Annotated in this window: 13 protein-coding genes; all 13 read left to right on the top strand. The window is 69.3% G+C overall.

Annotated features, from left to right (window positions below):
• The first annotated feature begins 1 nt into the window (after nt 1).
• The 13 genes from OG521_16535 to nuoN all read left to right on the top strand — a co-directional run bounded on the left by OG521_16535 (nt 2) and on the right by nuoN (nt 15,681).
• Nucleotides 2–556 (top strand): NADH-quinone oxidoreductase subunit B, encoded by a 555-nt coding sequence (locus OG521_16535; protein WUW22318.1) that lies wholly within the window; start codon nt 2–4, stop codon nt 554–556.
• Nucleotides 553–1,278: an NADH-quinone oxidoreductase subunit C gene (locus tag OG521_16530; protein WUW22317.1), complete on the top strand. Its 726-nt coding sequence runs from the start codon at nt 553–555 to the stop codon at nt 1,276–1,278. The genes OG521_16535 and OG521_16530 overlap by 4 nt, the downstream gene beginning before the upstream one ends.
• The gene (locus OG521_16525; protein WUW22316.1) at nt 1,278–2,600 is read left to right on the top strand and encodes an NADH-quinone oxidoreductase subunit D; all 1,323 of its coding nucleotides are present in this window, start codon (nt 1,278–1,280) and stop codon (nt 2,598–2,600) included. The genes OG521_16530 and OG521_16525 overlap by 1 nt, the downstream gene beginning before the upstream one ends.
• Nucleotides 2,601–2,629: 29 nt before the next feature.
• Nucleotides 2,630–3,460 (top strand): NADH-quinone oxidoreductase subunit NuoE, encoded by an 831-nt coding sequence (gene nuoE / locus OG521_16520; protein ID WUW26698.1) that lies wholly within the window; start codon nt 2,630–2,632, stop codon nt 3,458–3,460.
• Nucleotides 3,457–4,824, top strand: coding sequence for an NADH-quinone oxidoreductase subunit NuoF (gene nuoF / locus OG521_16515; protein WUW22315.1), 1,368 nt, complete (start codon nt 3,457–3,459; stop codon nt 4,822–4,824). Before nuoE ends, nuoF begins: the two co-directional genes overlap by 4 nt.
• Nucleotides 4,821–7,328 carry an NADH-quinone oxidoreductase subunit G gene (locus tag OG521_16510; GenBank protein WUW22314.1) on the top strand — a complete coding sequence of 836 codons (2,508 nt, stop codon included), beginning with the start codon at nt 4,821–4,823 and terminating at the stop codon, nt 7,326–7,328. The genes nuoF and OG521_16510 overlap by 4 nt, the downstream gene beginning before the upstream one ends.
• On the top strand, nt 7,325–8,728 hold the full coding sequence (gene nuoH, locus OG521_16505; protein WUW22313.1) for an NADH-quinone oxidoreductase subunit NuoH: 1,404 nt from the start codon (nt 7,325–7,327) through the stop codon (nt 8,726–8,728). Before OG521_16510 ends, nuoH begins: the two co-directional genes overlap by 4 nt.
• Before the next feature lie 91 nt (nt 8,729–8,819).
• Nucleotides 8,820–9,404: an NADH-quinone oxidoreductase subunit NuoI gene (gene nuoI / locus OG521_16500; protein WUW26697.1), complete on the top strand. Its 585-nt coding sequence runs from the start codon at nt 8,820–8,822 to the stop codon at nt 9,402–9,404.
• A complete protein-coding gene (locus OG521_16495) occupies nt 9,401–10,231 on the top strand; it encodes an NADH-quinone oxidoreductase subunit J (GenBank protein ID WUW22312.1) in 831 nt (276 codons plus the stop codon). The genes nuoI and OG521_16495 overlap by 4 nt, the downstream gene beginning before the upstream one ends.
• On the top strand, nt 10,228–10,527 hold the full coding sequence (gene nuoK, locus OG521_16490; protein ID WUW22311.1) for an NADH-quinone oxidoreductase subunit NuoK: 300 nt from the start codon (nt 10,228–10,230) through the stop codon (nt 10,525–10,527). Before OG521_16495 ends, nuoK begins: the two co-directional genes overlap by 4 nt.
• A 15-nt stretch (nt 10,528–10,542) precedes the next feature.
• Entirely contained in the window at nt 10,543–12,444 is a 1,902-nt protein-coding gene (nuoL, locus tag OG521_16485) for an NADH-quinone oxidoreductase subunit L (GenBank protein ID WUW22310.1), read from the top strand.
• A 4-nt stretch (nt 12,445–12,448) separates the two neighbouring features.
• Nucleotides 12,449–14,020, top strand: a complete 1,572-nt coding sequence (locus OG521_16480; protein WUW22309.1) for an NADH-quinone oxidoreductase subunit M — start codon at nt 12,449–12,451, stop codon at nt 14,018–14,020.
• Nucleotides 14,017–15,681 (top strand): NADH-quinone oxidoreductase subunit NuoN, encoded by a 1,665-nt coding sequence (gene nuoN, locus OG521_16475; protein ID WUW22308.1) that lies wholly within the window; start codon nt 14,017–14,019, stop codon nt 15,679–15,681. Before OG521_16480 ends, nuoN begins: the two co-directional genes overlap by 4 nt.
• The last annotated feature ends 80 nt before the right edge of the window (nt 15,682–15,761 follow it).

Here is a 15,761-nt window from a genome sequence, read left to right as displayed (position 1 = left end):
TATGGGACTCGAAGAGAAGCTGCCCAGCGGCTTCGTGCTGACCACTGTCGAGCAGGCCGCCGGCTGGGTACGGAAGTCCTCCGTCTTCCCGGCCACCTTCGGCCTCGCCTGCTGCGCCATCGAGATGATGACGACGGGGGCCGGGCGCTACGACCTGGCCCGGTTCGGCATGGAGGTCTTCCGCGGATCGCCGCGGCAGGCGGACCTGATGATCGTGGCAGGGCGGGTCAGCCAGAAGATGGCGCCCGTCCTGCGGCAGGTCTACGACCAGATGCCGAACCCCAAGTGGGTCATCTCCATGGGGGTTTGCGCGTCATCGGGCGGAATGTTCAATAATTACGCCATTGTTCAGGGTGTTGATCATATTGTCCCGGTTGATATCTATTTGCCGGGCTGCCCGCCGCGGCCCGAGATGCTGATGGACGCGATCCTCAAGCTCCACCAGAAGATCCAGGGCTCCAAGCTCGGGGTCAACGCGGAGGAGGCCGCCCGCGAGGCGGAGGACGCGGCGCTCAAGGCACTGCCCCTGATCGAGATGAAGGGGCTGCTGCGATGAGCGAGCACGACAACGGCGCCGAGCAGAGCGCCAACGGCGTTCCCGCCCCGCGCGACGAGCACGGCGAGGTCATCGGCGTACGCAAGGGGATGTTCGGCGCCGACAACGGCGGCGACACCTCCGGCTACGGCGGTCTCGTCCGCACCGTCGCGCTGCCGGGCGCCACCGCCCGGCCGTACGGCGGCTGGTTCGACGAGGTGGCCGACGAGCTCGAAGGGGCCCTGGAGGAGCAGGACCTGCTCCCCGGGAACGTCATCGAGAAGACGGTCGTCGACCGCGACGAGCTCACCTTCCACATCGCCCGCGAGCACCTGCCGGCCGTGGCCCGCACCCTGCGCGACGACCCCGCGCTGCGCTTCGAGCTCTGTACGGGGGTGAGCGGCGTCCACTTCCCCGGTGACAAGGGACGCGAGCTGCACGCCGTCTACCACCTGCGCTCGATCACCCACGGCCGGCTGATCCGGCTGGAGGTGTCCACACCGGACAGCGACCGGCACGTCCCGTCCCTCGTCGCGGTCTATCCGACCAACGACTGGCACGAGCGCGAGGCGTACGACTTCTTCGGGCTCGTCTTCGACGGGCATCCCGCCCTCACCCGGATCATGATGCCGGACGACTGGCAGGGCTTCCCCCAGCGCAAGGACTATCCGCTCGGCGGCATCGCCGTCGAGTACAAGGGCGCTCAGATCCCGGCTCCGGACCAGCGGAGGTCGTACTCCTGATGACCACTCCCCATGCAACGCCCCGAGCCACGACCGAGGGGACTGTATATACAGTCACCGGCGGCGACTGGGACGAGGTCGTCGAATCGGCGGTCAAGTCCGACGACGAGCGCATCATCGTCAACATGGGTCCCCAGCACCCGTCCACGCACGGCGTGCTCCGGCTGATCCTGGAGATCGACGGCGAGACCGTCACCGAGGCCCGCTGCGGCATCGGCTACCTCCACACCGGCATCGAGAAGAACCTCGAATTCCGGAACTGGACCCAGGGCACCACCTTCGTCACGCGCATGGACTACCTGACGCCGTTCTTCAACGAGACGGCGTACTGCCTGGGGGTCGAGAAGCTCCTCGGCATCGAGGACCAGATCCCCGACCGGGCCACCGTCCTGCGCGTGCTCCTGATGGAGCTCAACCGGATCTCCTCGCACCTGGTGTGCATCGCCACCGGCGGCATGGAGCTCGGCGCCACCACGATCATGATCTACGGCTTCCGCGATCGTGAACTCGTTCTCGATCTCTTCGAGCTGATCACCGGCCTGCGGATGAACCACGCGTTCGTCCGCCCCGGCGGACTCGCCCAGGACCTGCCCCCGGGCGCGGTCGACCAGCTGCGCGAGTTCGTGAAGACCATGAAGAAGAACCTGCCGGAGTACGACAAGCTCGCCACCGGCAACCCCATCTTCAAGGCCCGCATGCAGGACGTCGGCTACCTCGACCTGACCGGCTGCATGGCGCTCGGCGCCACCGGCCCGATCCTGCGCTCCGCCGGGCTCCCGCACGACCTGCGCAAGACCGACCCCTACTGCGGGTACGAGAACTACGAGTTCGACGTCCCCACGGCGGACAGCTGCGACTCCTACGGCCGCTTCCTCATCCGGCTGGAGGAGATGCGCCAGTCGCTGCGGATCATCGAGCAGTGCATCGACCGGCTCGCGCCGGGCCCGGTCATGGTCGCCGACAAGAAGATCGCCTGGCCCGCGCAGCTCGCGCTCGGACCGGACGGCCTCGGCAACTCGCTCGACCACATCAAGAAGATCATGGGCACCTCCATGGAGGCCCTGATCCACCACTTCAAGCTGGTGACCGAGGGCTTCCGGGTCCCGCCCGGGCAGGCGTACACCGCCGTCGAGTCGCCCAAGGGCGAACTCGGCGTGCACGTCGTCTCGGACGGCGGCACCCGCCCCTACCGGGTCCACTTCCGCGACCCGTCCTTCACCAACCTCCAGGCCATGGCGGCGATGTGCGAGGGCGGCCAGGTCGCCGACGTCATCGTCGCCGTCGCATCCATCGACCCCGTGATGGGAGGCGTCGACCGGTGACCGAAGCACGTAGCGAAGTCAGTCTGGGGATGCCGCAGCTCCCCGCCCCCGCCTACCCGGCCGAGGTGCGCGCCAGGCTCGAAGCGGATGCGAAGGAGGTGATCGCCCGCTACCCCGGCAGCCGCTCCGCGCTGCTGCCGCTGCTGCACCTCGTGCAGTCCGAGGAGGGGTACGTCTCGCGTACGGGCATGGCCTTCTGCGCCGAGCAGCTCGGCCTCACCACCGCCGAGGTCACCGCGGTCGCCACCTTCTACACGATGTACCGGCGCAAGCCCAGCGGCGACTACCAGGTCGGTGTCTGCACCAACACGCTCTGCGCGGTGATGGGCGGCGACGCCATCTTCGACAGGCTCAAGGAGCACCTCGGCGTCGGCAACGACGAGACGACCGAGGACGGCAAGGTCACCCTCGAACACATCGAGTGCAACGCGGCCTGCGACTTCGCGCCCGTCGTGATGGTCAACTGGGAGTTCTTCGACAACCAGACGCCCGAGAGCGCGACGCGGCTCGTCGACGACCTGATCGCCGGCCGCACCGTCGAGCCGACCCGTGGCGCCCCGCTCTGCTCGTACAAGGAGACCGCCCGCATCCTGGCCGGTTTCCCCGACGAGCGTCCCGGCGCGGTGGAGGCCTCCGGCGGCGCCGGACCCGCCTCGCTCATCGGCCTGAAGCTGGCCAGGGGCGAGGCCGCACCGCAGGCCCGTGTCGTGAGCCCGCGCGGCGAGACGCCTCGCGACGAGGCCCCGCGCGACGAACCGCAGAAGGGCGCCGAGCACCTCAGCTCCCACGACGCACCGCAGCAGACCTCGGCGTCCGACCCGGACCACCCGGCCGGCCCCGCCGCCGAGGAGGGGGAGTGATGACGTTGGCCGCCGAAATCGACAAGAACGGGACCAGTCCCGAGAAGCTTCTCGCGCCGGTCCTTTCCGCCTTCTGGGACGAGCCCGAGTCCTGGACCCTGGAGACCTACCGCCGCCACGAGGGGTACGAGGGGCTGCGCAAGGCCCTCACCATGTCCCCGGACGACCTCATCGCGTACGTCAAGGACTCCGGTCTGCGCGGCCGCGGCGGCGCCGGCTTCCCCACCGGGATGAAGTGGCAGTTCATCCCGCAGGGCGACGGCAAGCCGCACTACCTGGTGGTCAACGCCGACGAGTCGGAGCCCGGGACCTGCAAGGACATCCCGCTCCTCTTCGCCAACCCGCACAGCCTGATCGAAGGCATCGTGATCGCCTGTTACGCGATCCGCTCCTCGCACGCCTTCATCTACCTGCGCGGCGAAGTCGTCCCCGTACTGCGGCGGTTGCACGAGGCCGTGCGCGAGGCGTACGAGGCGGGCTATCTCGGCACGAACGTCATGGGCTCCGGACTCGATCTGGAACTCACCGTGCACGCGGGCGCCGGCGCGTACATCTGCGGTGAGGAGACCGCGCTCCTCGACTCGCTCGAAGGACGCCGCGGCCAGCCCCGGCTGCGCCCGCCCTTCCCCGCGGTCGCAGGCCTGTACGCCTGCCCCACTGTGGTGAACAACGTCGAGTCCATCGCCTCGGTTCCCGCGATCCTGAACAAGGGCAAGGACTGGTTCAAGTCCATGGGCAGCGAGAAGTCCCCGGGCTTCACGCTGTACTCGCTCAGCGGGCACGTCTCGGGACCCGGCCAGTACGAGGCCCCGCTCGGCATCACGCTGCGCCAGCTCCTCGACATGAGCGGCGGCATGCGCCCCGGCCACCGCCTGAAGTTCTGGACCCCGGGCGGCTCCTCCACCCCCATGTTCACCGAGGAGCACCTCGACGTGCCCCTCGACTACGAGGGTGTCGGCGCCGCCGGATCCATGCTCGGCACCAAGGCGCTCCAGTGCTTCGACGAGACCACCTGCGTGGTGCGGGCCGTCACCCGCTGGACCGAGTTCTACGCCCACGAGTCCTGCGGCAAGTGCACGCCGTGCCGTGAGGGCACGTACTGGCTGGTCCAGTTGCTGCGCGACATCGAGGCCGGCAAGGGCCAGATGTCCGACCTCGACAAGCTCAACGACATCGCCGACAACATCAACGGCAAGTCGTTCTGCGCCCTCGGCGACGGCGCCGCCTCGCCGATCTTCTCCTCGCTGAAGTACTTCCGCGAGGAGTACGAGCAGCACATCACCGGCAAGGGCTGCCCCTTCGATCCCGCCAGGTCGACCGTCTGGGCCGACGACAAGAACGCATCCCAGGGGGTGAACGCATGACAGTCACCACGAGTGCGCCCTCCGGGGGCGGCGAGGCGGCGCTCCCGCCCGAGGACCTCGTCACGCTGACCATCGACGGCATCGAGATCAGCGTGCCCAAGGGCACCCTGGTCATCCGGGCCGCCGAACTCCTCGGCATCGAGATCCCGCGCTTCTGCGACCACCCGCTCCTCGACCCGGCCGGCGCCTGCCGCCAGTGCATCGTCGAGGTCGAGGGCCAGCGCAAGCCGATGGCGTCCTGCACCATCACCTGCACCGACGGCATGGTCGTCAAGTCGCAGATCACCTCGCCGGTCGCCGACAAGGCGCAGCGCGGCGTGATGGAGCTGCTCCTCATCAACCACCCGCTGGACTGTCCGGTCTGCGACAAGGGCGGCGAGTGCCCGCTGCAGAACCAGGCGATGTCGCACGGCGACGCGACCTCCCGCTTCGACGGGAAGAAGCGCACGTACGAGAAGCCCGTCCCGATCTCCACCCAGGTGCTGCTGGACCGTGAGCGGTGCGTGCTCTGCGCCCGCTGCACCCGGTTCTCCAACCAGGTGGCGGGCGACCCGATGATCGAGCTGATCGAGCGCGGCGCGCTCCAGCAGGTCGGCACCGGCGAGGGCGACCCGTTCGAGTCGTACTTCTCCGGCAACACCATCCAGATCTGCCCCGTCGGTGCGCTGACCTCGGCGGCGTACCGGTTCCGCTCCCGCCCCTTCGACCTGGTGTCGTCGCCCTCGGTGTGCGAGCACTGCGCCGGCGGCTGCGCCACCCGCACCGACCACCGGCGCGGCAAGGTCATGCGGCGCCTGGCCTCCAACGACCCCGAGGTCAACGAGGAATGGCTCTGCGACAAGGGCCGCTTCGGCTTCCGCTACGCGCAGCAGCGCGACCGGCTCACCACCCCGCTGGTGCGGGGCGAGTCCGGTGAGCTGGAGCCGGCGAGCTGGCCCGAGGCGCTGGCCGCGGCGGCCGCCGGACTCTCCGCCGCGCGCGGCAGGACCGGCGTCCTCACGGGCGGCCGGCTGACCGTCGAGGACGCGTACGCGTACAGCAAGTTCGCCCGGATCGCGCTGGACACCAACGACATCGACTTCCGGGCCCGGGTGCACAGCGGCGAGGAGGCCGACTTCCTGGCCGCCCGCGTCGCCGGGCGCGGCCGGGACCTGGACGGCAGAGGGGTCACGTACACCTCGCTGGAGAAGGCCCCGGCGGTGCTGCTGGTCGGCTTCGAGTCCGAGGAGGAGGCGCCCGGCGTCTTCCTGCGGCTGCGCAAGGCGAACCGCAAGAGCGGACAGCGCACCTACGCCGTCGCCTCGCACGCCACCCGCGGTCTGACGAAGGCGGGCGGCACGCTGCTGCCGGCCGCCCCCGGCACCGAGACGGAGTGGCTGGACGCCATCGCGGGCGGTGTCGGCCTGGACGGCGACGGAGCCGCCGCGGCCGAGGCGCTGCGCGGTGCGGGCGCCCTGATCGTGGTGGGTGAGCGGCTGGCCGGAGTGCCCGGCGGGCTGACCGCCGCGGTGCGGGCGGCGACCGCGACCGGGGCCACCCTGGTGTGGATCCCGCGCCGGGCCGGCGAGCGCGGTGCGGTGGAGGCGGGCGCGCTCCCGTCGCTGCTGCCCGGCGGCCGCCAGGCCACCGACCCGCGGGCCCGGGACGAGGTGGCGGCCGTCTGGGGCGTCGCCGAACTCCCGTCCCGCTTCGGCCGCGACACCGGCCAGATCGTCGAGGCCGCGGCCACCGGCGAACTGGGCGCGCTGCTCGTCGCCGGTGTCGAGACGGACGACCTGCCCGATCCGGCCCGGGCCCTGGAGGCCCTGGACCAGGTCGGGTTCCTGGTCTCGCTGGAGCTCCGCCCCAGCGAGGTCACCGACCGGGCCGACGTGGTCTTCCCGGTCGCCGCGGTCGCCGAGAAGTCCGGCACCTTCCTCAACTGGGAGGGCAGGGCGCGGATGTTCGAGGCCGCGCTGAAGCCCGAGCAGATGACGCGGAACCTCGCCCCGGGCGACGCCCGGGTGCTGCACATGCTGGCCGACGCGCTGGACGTCCACTTCGCGCTGCCGGACCTGAAGTCCGTGCGCCGCGAACTGGACCGGCTCGGCGGCTCGCAGGGCACGCACGCGGACGACCCGCGCGTCTCGGCGCAGCCGCTGCCCCGGCCCGGCGACGGCGAGGCGGTCCTCGCGGGCCACCGGATGCTGCTCGACCTCGGCCGGCTCCAGGAGGGCGACGAGGCGCTGGCCGGGACCCGGCACGCCGCGGTCGCCCGGCTCTCCGCCGACACCGCCGCCGAGACCGGCGTCAAGGACGGCGACGTGCTGTCCGTATCCGGCCCGGCGGGCAGCGTGCAACTGCCGCTTCAGGTCACCGAGATGCCGGACCGGGTGGTCTGGGTGCCGCTGAACTCCGTCGGGCGGGGTGTCCCCGCGGGCACCGGTGTCCAGCCCGGCGGCCTGGTCCGGATCGGCCCCGCCGCACCCGGTACTCCCGACGTCACACCGGAGGTGGGGGCGTGAGTGCCTTCGCTCAACTGGCCGCGGCACCGCACGGCGCCGTGCTCGCCGCCGAGGACCTGTCGATGTTCGGCACCGACCCCTGGTGGCTCGTCGTCATCAAGGCGGTCTTCTGCTTCGCGTTCCTGATGGTGACCGTGCTCTTCTCCATCGTGTGGGAGCGCAAGGTCGTCGCCTGGATGCAGCTGCGCATCGGTCCCAACCGGCACGGCCCCTGGGGCATGCTCCAGTCGCTCGCCGACGGCATCAAGCTGATGCTGAAGGAAGACGTCATCGTCAAGCGGGCGGACAAGGTCGTCTACGTCCTCGCCCCGATCATCGCGGCGATCCCGGCGTTCATGGCGATCGCGGTCATCCCGTTCGGACCGTCCGGCAACGAGGTCTCGATCTTCGGGCACCGTACGGCGATGCAGCTCACCGACCTGCCGATCGCGATGCTCTACATCCTCGCGGTCGCCTCGGTCGGGATCTACGGCATCGTGCTGGCGGGCTGGTCCTCCGGTTCGACGTACCCACTGCTCGGCGGGCTCCGCTCGTGCGCCCAGATGATCAGTTACGAGATCGCGATGGGTGCCGCGTTCGCCTCCGTCTTCCTCTACTCCGGGTCGATGTCGACCTCGAAGATCGTGGAGGCGCAGGAGGACCGCTGGTTCATCATCCTGCTGCCGGTCTCCTTCATCATCTACATCATCACCATGGTCGGGGAGACCAACCGCGCCCCGTTCGACATGCCGGAGTCCGAGGGCGACCTGGTCGGCGGCTTCAACACCGAGTACTCGTCGATCAAGTTCGCGATGTTCATGCTCGCCGAGTACGTCAACATGGTGACCGTCTCCGCGGTGTCCACGACCCTGTTCCTGGGCGGCTGGCGGGCCCCGTGGCCGATCAGCACCTTCTGGGAGGGCGCGAACCACGGCTGGTGGCCCATGCTCTGGTTCGTCATCAAGGTCCAGCTGCTGCTGTTCTTCTTCATCTGGCTGCGCGGCACGCTGCCCCGGGTCCGCTACGACCAGCTGATGAAGCTGGGCTGGAAGGTCCTGATCCCGGTCTCCGTCGTCTGGCTGATGCTGGTCGCGACGGTGCGGGCGCTGCGCAACGAGGGCTACGACTTCTCCAGGATCCTGCTCTACGTGGCCGGGGCCGTGATCGCGGTCCTGCTGATCTCCTTCGTGGTCGACATCTTCCGGGACCGGAAGGGCAGGGAAGCCGCCGCCCGGGCGGAACCGGAGCCGGCGTTCGACCCGATGGCGGGCGGATTCCCGGTGCCACCGCTGCCCGGACAGACCCTGCCGCCCGTGCCCCGGCGCAGGCCGCGCCGCGAGCGGGAGCTCGTTGTCAGTGGCGGCGTGGATACTCAGAGTGACGGAATTCCGAGCGACGGAAAGGAGGCCGGCGGTGTCTGAACTGTCTGAGTCGCCGGGGTCCAAGAGGCCGGCGAAGCCCACGCAGGCTTCCGGGTCCTCGGATACTCCGGATGAGAAGTTCCAGAATCCCGTGGCCGGCTTCGGCGTGACCTTCAAGGCCATGTTCAAGAAGCGGCTGACCGAGCAGTATCCGGAGACGCCGAAGGTGACGGCGCCGCGCTTCCACGGCCGGCACCAGCTCAACCGCCACCCGGACGGCCTGGAGAAGTGCGTCGGCTGCGAGCTGTGCGCCTGGGCCTGCCCGGCGGACGCGATCTACGTCGAGGGCGCGGACAACACCGAGGAGGAGCGCTACTCCCCGGGGGAGCGCTACGGCCGCGTCTACCAGATCAACTACGCGCGCTGCATCCTCTGCGGACTGTGCATCGAGGCGTGCCCGACCCGGGCGCTCACGATGACCAACGAGTTCGAGCTCGCCAACACCACCCGCGAGAGCCTCATCTACACCAAGGACGAGCTGCTCGCGGGCCTGGAGGAAGGCATGGTCGACAGCCCGCACGCGATCTTCCCCGGCACGGACGAACAGGACTACTACCGGGGCCTGGTCACCGAGGCCGCCCCCGGCACGGAACGCCAGCCCGCCGTCTCCAAGGGCGAGAAGCCGGACGACGGTGACAGCGAGAGCAACGGCTCGACGCGGGAGGTGGACGCATGACCGGCCTGGCCGCTGCGGCCTCCCAGACCTCGACCGGTGAGGCCTTCCAGTTCTGGGTGCTGGGCACGGTCGCCGTGATCGGCGCCCTGTCCACCGTGCTGATGAAGAAGGCCGTGCACAGTGCGCTGAGCCTCGCCGGGACCATGATCATCCTGGCGGTGTTCTACCTCGCCAACGGCGCCTACTTCCTCGGCGTCGTCCAGGTCGTCGTCTACACCGGCGCGATCATGATGCTGTTCCTCTTCGTGGTCATGCTCGTCGGTGTCACGGCGGCGGACTCGCTGAAGGAGACCCTCAAGGGCCAGCGCTGGCTGGCTGCCGGCTGCGGGCTCGGCTTCGGCGTCCTCCTGATCGCCGGTATCGGCAACGCCTCGCTGAACAGCTTCAACGGACTCGGCACGGCCAACGCGGAGCACGGCGGAAACGTGGAGGGGCTCGCCAGCCTCATCTTCACCAAGTACGTCTTCGCCTTCGAGATCACCGGCGCACTGCTGATCACCGCCACGGTCGGCGCGATGGTGTTGACGCACCGCGAGCGCACCGAACGGGCCAAGACCCAGCGGGAGATGTCCGAGGACCGCGTGCGCGGGAACCACCTGCCGCCGCTGCCCGCACCCGGCGTCTACGCCCGGCACAACGCCGTGGACATCGCCGGACTGCTCCCCGACGGCACCCCGTCCGAACTCACCGTCATGCAGACGCTGCGCAAGCGCGGCCAGATGCGCGATGTGTCCAACGAGTCGCTGGCCGGCCTCAAGGCACTGGAGCAGCGCTCCGGTGAGCGGCTCGGCCGGGACACCGCAGAAGAAGAGGAGGTCGCCAAGTGAATCCGGTCAACTACCTCTATCTCGCCGCTCTGCTGTTCACCATCGGCGCGGCCGGGGTGCTGATCAGGCGGAACGCGATCGTGGTGTTCATGTGCGTGGAGCTGATGCTCAACGCCTGCAACCTCGCGTTCGTCACCTTCTCCCGGATGCACGGCAATCTCGACGGCCAGATCATCGCCTTCTTCACGATGGTCGTCGCCGCCGCGGAGGTCGTGGTCGGGCTCGCGATCATCGTGTCGCTGTTCCGTTCCCGCCACTCGGCCTCGGTCGACGACGCCAGCCTGATGAAGCTGTAGAGGGGCGCTTGAACTGTGGAGAACCTGATTGCGCTGCTCGTCGCGGCGCCCCTGCTCGGAGCGGTGGTGCTGCTCTGCGGCGGCCGCCGGCTCGACCGCGCGGGCCACTGGCTCGGCACCCTGCTCGCCGCCGCCTCGTTCGTCGTCGCCGTGGTGCTCTTCACCGACATGCTCGGGAAGGGCGCCGAGGACCGCGCGCTGCACCAGAAGCTGTTCAGCTGGATTCCGGTCGAGGGCTTCCAGGCCGATGTGGCCTTCCAGCTCGACCAGCTGTCGATGACCTTCGTCCTGCTGATCACCGGTGTGGGCACGCTGATCCACATCTACTCGATCGGCTACATGGAGCACGACGAGCGCCGGCGCCGCTTCTTCGGCTATCTGAACCTGTTCCTCGCCGCGATGCTGATCCTGGTCATCGCCGACAACTACCTGCTGCTGTACGTCGGGTGGGAGGGCGTCGGTCTGGCGTCGTACCTGCTGATCGGCTTCTGGCAGCACAAGCCCAGCGCGGCGACTGCCGCGAAGAAGGCCTTCCTGGTCAACCGGGTCGGTGACATGGGCCTGTCGATCGCGATCATGCTGATGTTCACCACCTTCGGCACGTTCGCCTTCGCCCCCGTCCTGGATGCCGCCGAGGGCGGTCAGACGAGCGAGGGCAAGCTGACGGCGATCGGCCTGATGCTGCTGCTCGCCGCCTGCGGCAAGTCGGCCCAGGTGCCGCTGCAGTCCTGGCTCGGTGACGCGATGGAGGGCCCGACCCCGGTCTCGGCCCTGATCCACGCGGCCACCATGGTCACCGCCGGTGTCTACCTCATCGTCCGCTCCGGCGCGATCTTCAACGGTGCACCGGACGCCCAGCTGGTCGTCGTCATCGTCGGAGCGGTCACGCTGATCTTCGGGGCGATCGTCGGTTGCGCGAAGGACGACATCAAGAAGGCCCTCGCCGGCTCGACGATGTCGCAGATCGGCTACATGATCCTGGCCGCCGGGCTCGGCCCCATCGGCTACGTCTTCGCGATCATGCACCTGGTGACGCACGGCTTCTTCAAGGCCGGGCTCTTCCTCGGCGCCGGTTCGGTCATGCACGGCATGAACGACGAGGTCGACATGCGGAAGTTCGGCGGCCTGCGGAAGTACATGCCGGTCACGTTCATCACCTTCGGACTCGGCTACCTCGCGATCATCGGCTTCCCCGGTCTGTCCGGCTTCTTCTCCAAGGACAAGATCATCGAGGCCGCGTTCGCCAAGGGCGGCACCGAGGGCTGGATCCTCGGCGCGGTCACCCTGCTGGGCGCCGCGATCACCGCGTTCTACATGACGCGCGTGATGCTGCTGACGTTCTTCGGCGAGAAGCGCTGGGTCCCGGACGCCGACGGCCACGAGCCGCACCCGCACGAGTCCCCGAAGTCCATGACCATCCCCATGATCGTCCTGGCGTTCGGTTCGGTCTTCGCCGGAGGCTTCTTCTCCATCGGCGACCGCTTCCTGCACTGGCTGGAGCCCGTCACCGGCCACGACCACGGGGACGCCCCGGTCGGCGCGACCACCGTCACCGCCGCCACCATGGTGGTGCTCGTCATCGGTGTCGCCATCGCCTGGGCGATGTACGGCCGCCGGCCGGTGCCCGCGGTCGCCCCGCGCGGCTCGCTGCTCACCCGGGCGGCCCGCCGCGACCTCCTCCAGGACGACTTCAACCACGTGGTCCTGGTCCGCGGCGGCGAACACCTCACCCGCTCCCTGGTCTACGTCGACCACACCCTGGTCGACGGCGTCGTCAACGGCACGGCCGCGTCCATGGGCGGGCTCTCCGGCCGGCTGCGCAAACTGCAGAACGGCTACGCCCGCTCCTACGCGGTCTCGATGTTCGGCGGTACGGCGGTCGTCATCGCCGCGACCCTGCTGATGAGGGCGGTCTGATCACATGTCCTTTCCTCTCCTGACAGCGACGGCGGCGCTCCCGGCGATCGGCGCGATCGCCACCGCCGCCGTCCCGGCCGCCCGGCGCACCGCCGCCAAGTGGCTGGCGCTGGCCTTCTCGCTGGGCACCCTGGTGCTGGCGGGCATCGCGCTCGTCCGCTTCGAGCCCGGCGGCAGCCGCTACCAGCTCACCGAATCGCACGCCTGGATCAAGGACTTCGGCGTCCGGTACGAACTGGGCGTGGACGGCATCGGGCTGGCGCTCATGGCGCTCACCGCCCTGCTGATCCCCTTCGTCATCCTGGCGGGCTGGCACGACGCGGACCCGCTGGAGACCAACTCCTCTCGCTGGCGCCCCACTCAGGGCTTCTTCGCCCTGATCCTGATGGTCGAAGCGATGGTGGTCCTGTCCTTCGTGGCCACCGACGTCTTCCTCTTCTACATCCTGTTCGAAGCCATGCTCATCCCGATGTACTTCCTCATCGGCGGCTTCGGGGACCGGGCCCACTCGGGGAGCGACGAGAACGCCGCCGCGCAACGTTCGTACGCGGCCGTGAAGTTCCTCCTGTACAACCTGGTCGGCGGCCTCATCATGCTGGCCGCGGTGATCGGGCTGTACGTGGTCGCGGGGACGTTCTCGCTCTCCGAGATCGCCGAGGCCCGGGCCAACGGCTCGCTGACCATGGCGACGGGCACCGAGCGCTGGCTCTTCCTCGGGTTCTTCTTCGCCTTCGCGGTGAAGGCCCCGCTGTGGCCGCTGCACACCTGGCTGCCCAACGCCATGGGCGAGGCGACCACCCCGGTCGCCGTGCTGATCACCGCGGTCGTCGACAAGGTCGGCACCTTCGCGATGCTGCGCTTCTGCCTCCAGCTCTTCCCGGAGGCCAGCAAGTGGGCCACCCCGGTGGTCCTGGTCCTGGCGCTGATCAGCATCGTGTACGGGGCGCTGCTCGCCGTCGGTCAGCGCGACATCAAGCGGCTGATCGCCTACGCGTCGATCTCGCACTTCGGCTTCATCATCCTGGGCATCTTCGCGATGACCAGCCAGGGCCAGTCGGGCGCGACGCTGTACATGGTCAACCACGGCATCTCGACGGCCGCGCTGATGCTGGTGGCGGGCTTCCTGATCACCCGGCGCGGTTCGCGCCTCATCGCCGACTACGGCGGAGTGCAGAAGGTGGCCCCGGTCCTGGCCGGCACCTTCCTGATCGGCGGCCTGGCCACGCTGTCGCTGCCGGGGCTCGCCCCGTTCGTCAGTGAGTTCCTGGTCCTGGTCGGCGCGTTCGCCGCGTATCCGGCGGTCGGCATCATCGCCACCACCGGGATCGTGCTCGCCGCGATCTACGTCCTCGTCCTCTACCAGCGGACGATGACGGGACCGGTCAAGGCCGAGGTCCAGGGCATGGCGGACCTCAAGGTCCGTGAGCTGGTGGTGGTCGTCCCGCTGATCGCACTGCTGATCTTCCTGGGCGTCTACCCGAAGCCGCTGACGGAGATCGTCAACCCGGCGGTGCAGCACACCATGTCCGACGTACAGAAGAAGGACCCCCAGCCCGAGGTGGAGGCCGCCAAGTGAGCGCAACAGCTGTCCACAGCCTGTGGACAATGGCGGGCGGGGTGACATCGGCCGCCCCGGACGAGAAGTTCAAGGCCCCGGTCATCGAGTACACCCAGCTGACCCCGGTCCTGATCGTGATCGGAGTCGCCGTCCTGGGCGTGCTCGTCGAGGCCTTCGTGCCGCGCCGGGCCCGCTACTACACGCAGGTCTTCCTGACCGTCGCCGCCCTGGTCGCCGCGTTCGCCGCGGTGATCGGCCTGGCGGCCGCCGGATACGGTACGACAAAGGCACACATCGCCGCGATGGGCGCCATCGCCGTCGACGGACCCGCCCTGTTCCTCCAGGGCACCATCCTGCTGACGTCACTGGTCGCCGTCTTCACCTTCGCCGAGCGGCGGCTCGACCCCGAGTCGCACGGCAACCGGGTCGACTCCTTCGCGGCCCAGGCCGCTTCGGTGCCCGGCAGCGACAGCGAGAAGGCCGCCGTCAAGGCCGGGTTCACCACCACCGAGGTCTTCCCGCTGGTCCTGTTCTCGGTGGCCGGCATGCTGGTCTTCCCGGCGGCCAACGATCTGCTGACGCTCTTCGTGGCCCTGGAAGTCTTCTCGCTCCCGCTCTACCTCCTGTGCGCCCTCGCCCGCCGCAAGCGGCTGTTGTCGCAGGAGGCCGCGGTGAAGTACTTCCTGCTCGGCGCCTTCTCCTCGGCGTTCCTGCTCTTCGGGATCGCCCTCCTCTACGGCTACGCGGGCTCCGTCTCGTACGCGCAGATCGCCACCGTCGTCGACGGCTCGATCCAGCAGATCGACCCCGCGCTCGCCGACACCATGGGCAACGACGCACTGCTGCTCATCGGCGGCGCGATGATCCTGACCGGCCTGCTCTTCAAGGTCGGCGCCGTCCCGTTCCACATGTGGACCCCGGACGTCTACCAGGGCGCCCCGACCCCGCTCACCGGCTTCATGGCCGCGGCCACGAAGGTCGCCGCGTTCGGCGCGCTGCTGCGCCTGCTGTACGTGGTGCTGCCGGGCCTCACCTGGGACCTGCGCCCGGTCATGTGGGGCATCGCGATCGTCACGATGGTGGGCGGCGCGGTCGTCGCCATCACCCAGACCGACATCAAGCGGCTGCTGGCCTACTCCTCGATCGCGCACGCCGGATTCATCCTCGCCGGTGTCATCGCGGCCACCCCGCAGGGCATCTCCTCGGTCCTCTTCTACCTGGCCACGTACTCCTTCGTGACGGTCGGCGCCTTCGCCGTCGTCACCCTGGTGCGGGACGCGGGCGGCGAGGCGACGCACCTGTCGAAGTGGGCCGGACTCGGCCGGCGCTCCCCGCTGGTCGCCGCGGTCTTCGCGGTGTTCCTGCTGGCGTTCGCCGGTATCCCGCTCACCTCGGGCTTCTCCGGGAAGTTCGCGGTGTTCAAGGCCGCGGCCGAGGGCGGCGCGGGCGGACTGGTCGTCGTCGGTGTGATCTCCTCGGCGATCGCGGCGTTCTTCTACATCCGGGTCATCGTGCTGATGTTCTTCAGCGAGCCGAAGGCGGACGGCCCCACGGTCGCCGTCCCGTCCCCGCTGACGATGACCACGATCGCGGTCGGAGTCGCGGTCACCCTGGTGCTGGGCCTGGCCCCGCAGTACTTCCTGGACCTGGCGAGCCAGGCCGGAGTCTTCGTGAGGTAGCCGGACGCACCACCGCATCGACAGCGCCGGACGGGCTTGGAAGTCAAGCCCGTCCGGCGTTGTCGTAGGCGGCGCCTATC

It is taken from the genome of Streptomyces sp. NBC_01463 (genome assembly GCA_036227345.1).
In the GTDB taxonomy this organism is placed as follows: domain Bacteria; phylum Actinomycetota; class Actinomycetes; order Streptomycetales; family Streptomycetaceae; genus Streptomyces.
The sequence above is the reverse complement of the archived record's forward strand: the minus strand, read 5'-3'. Positions and strand labels throughout refer to the sequence as shown.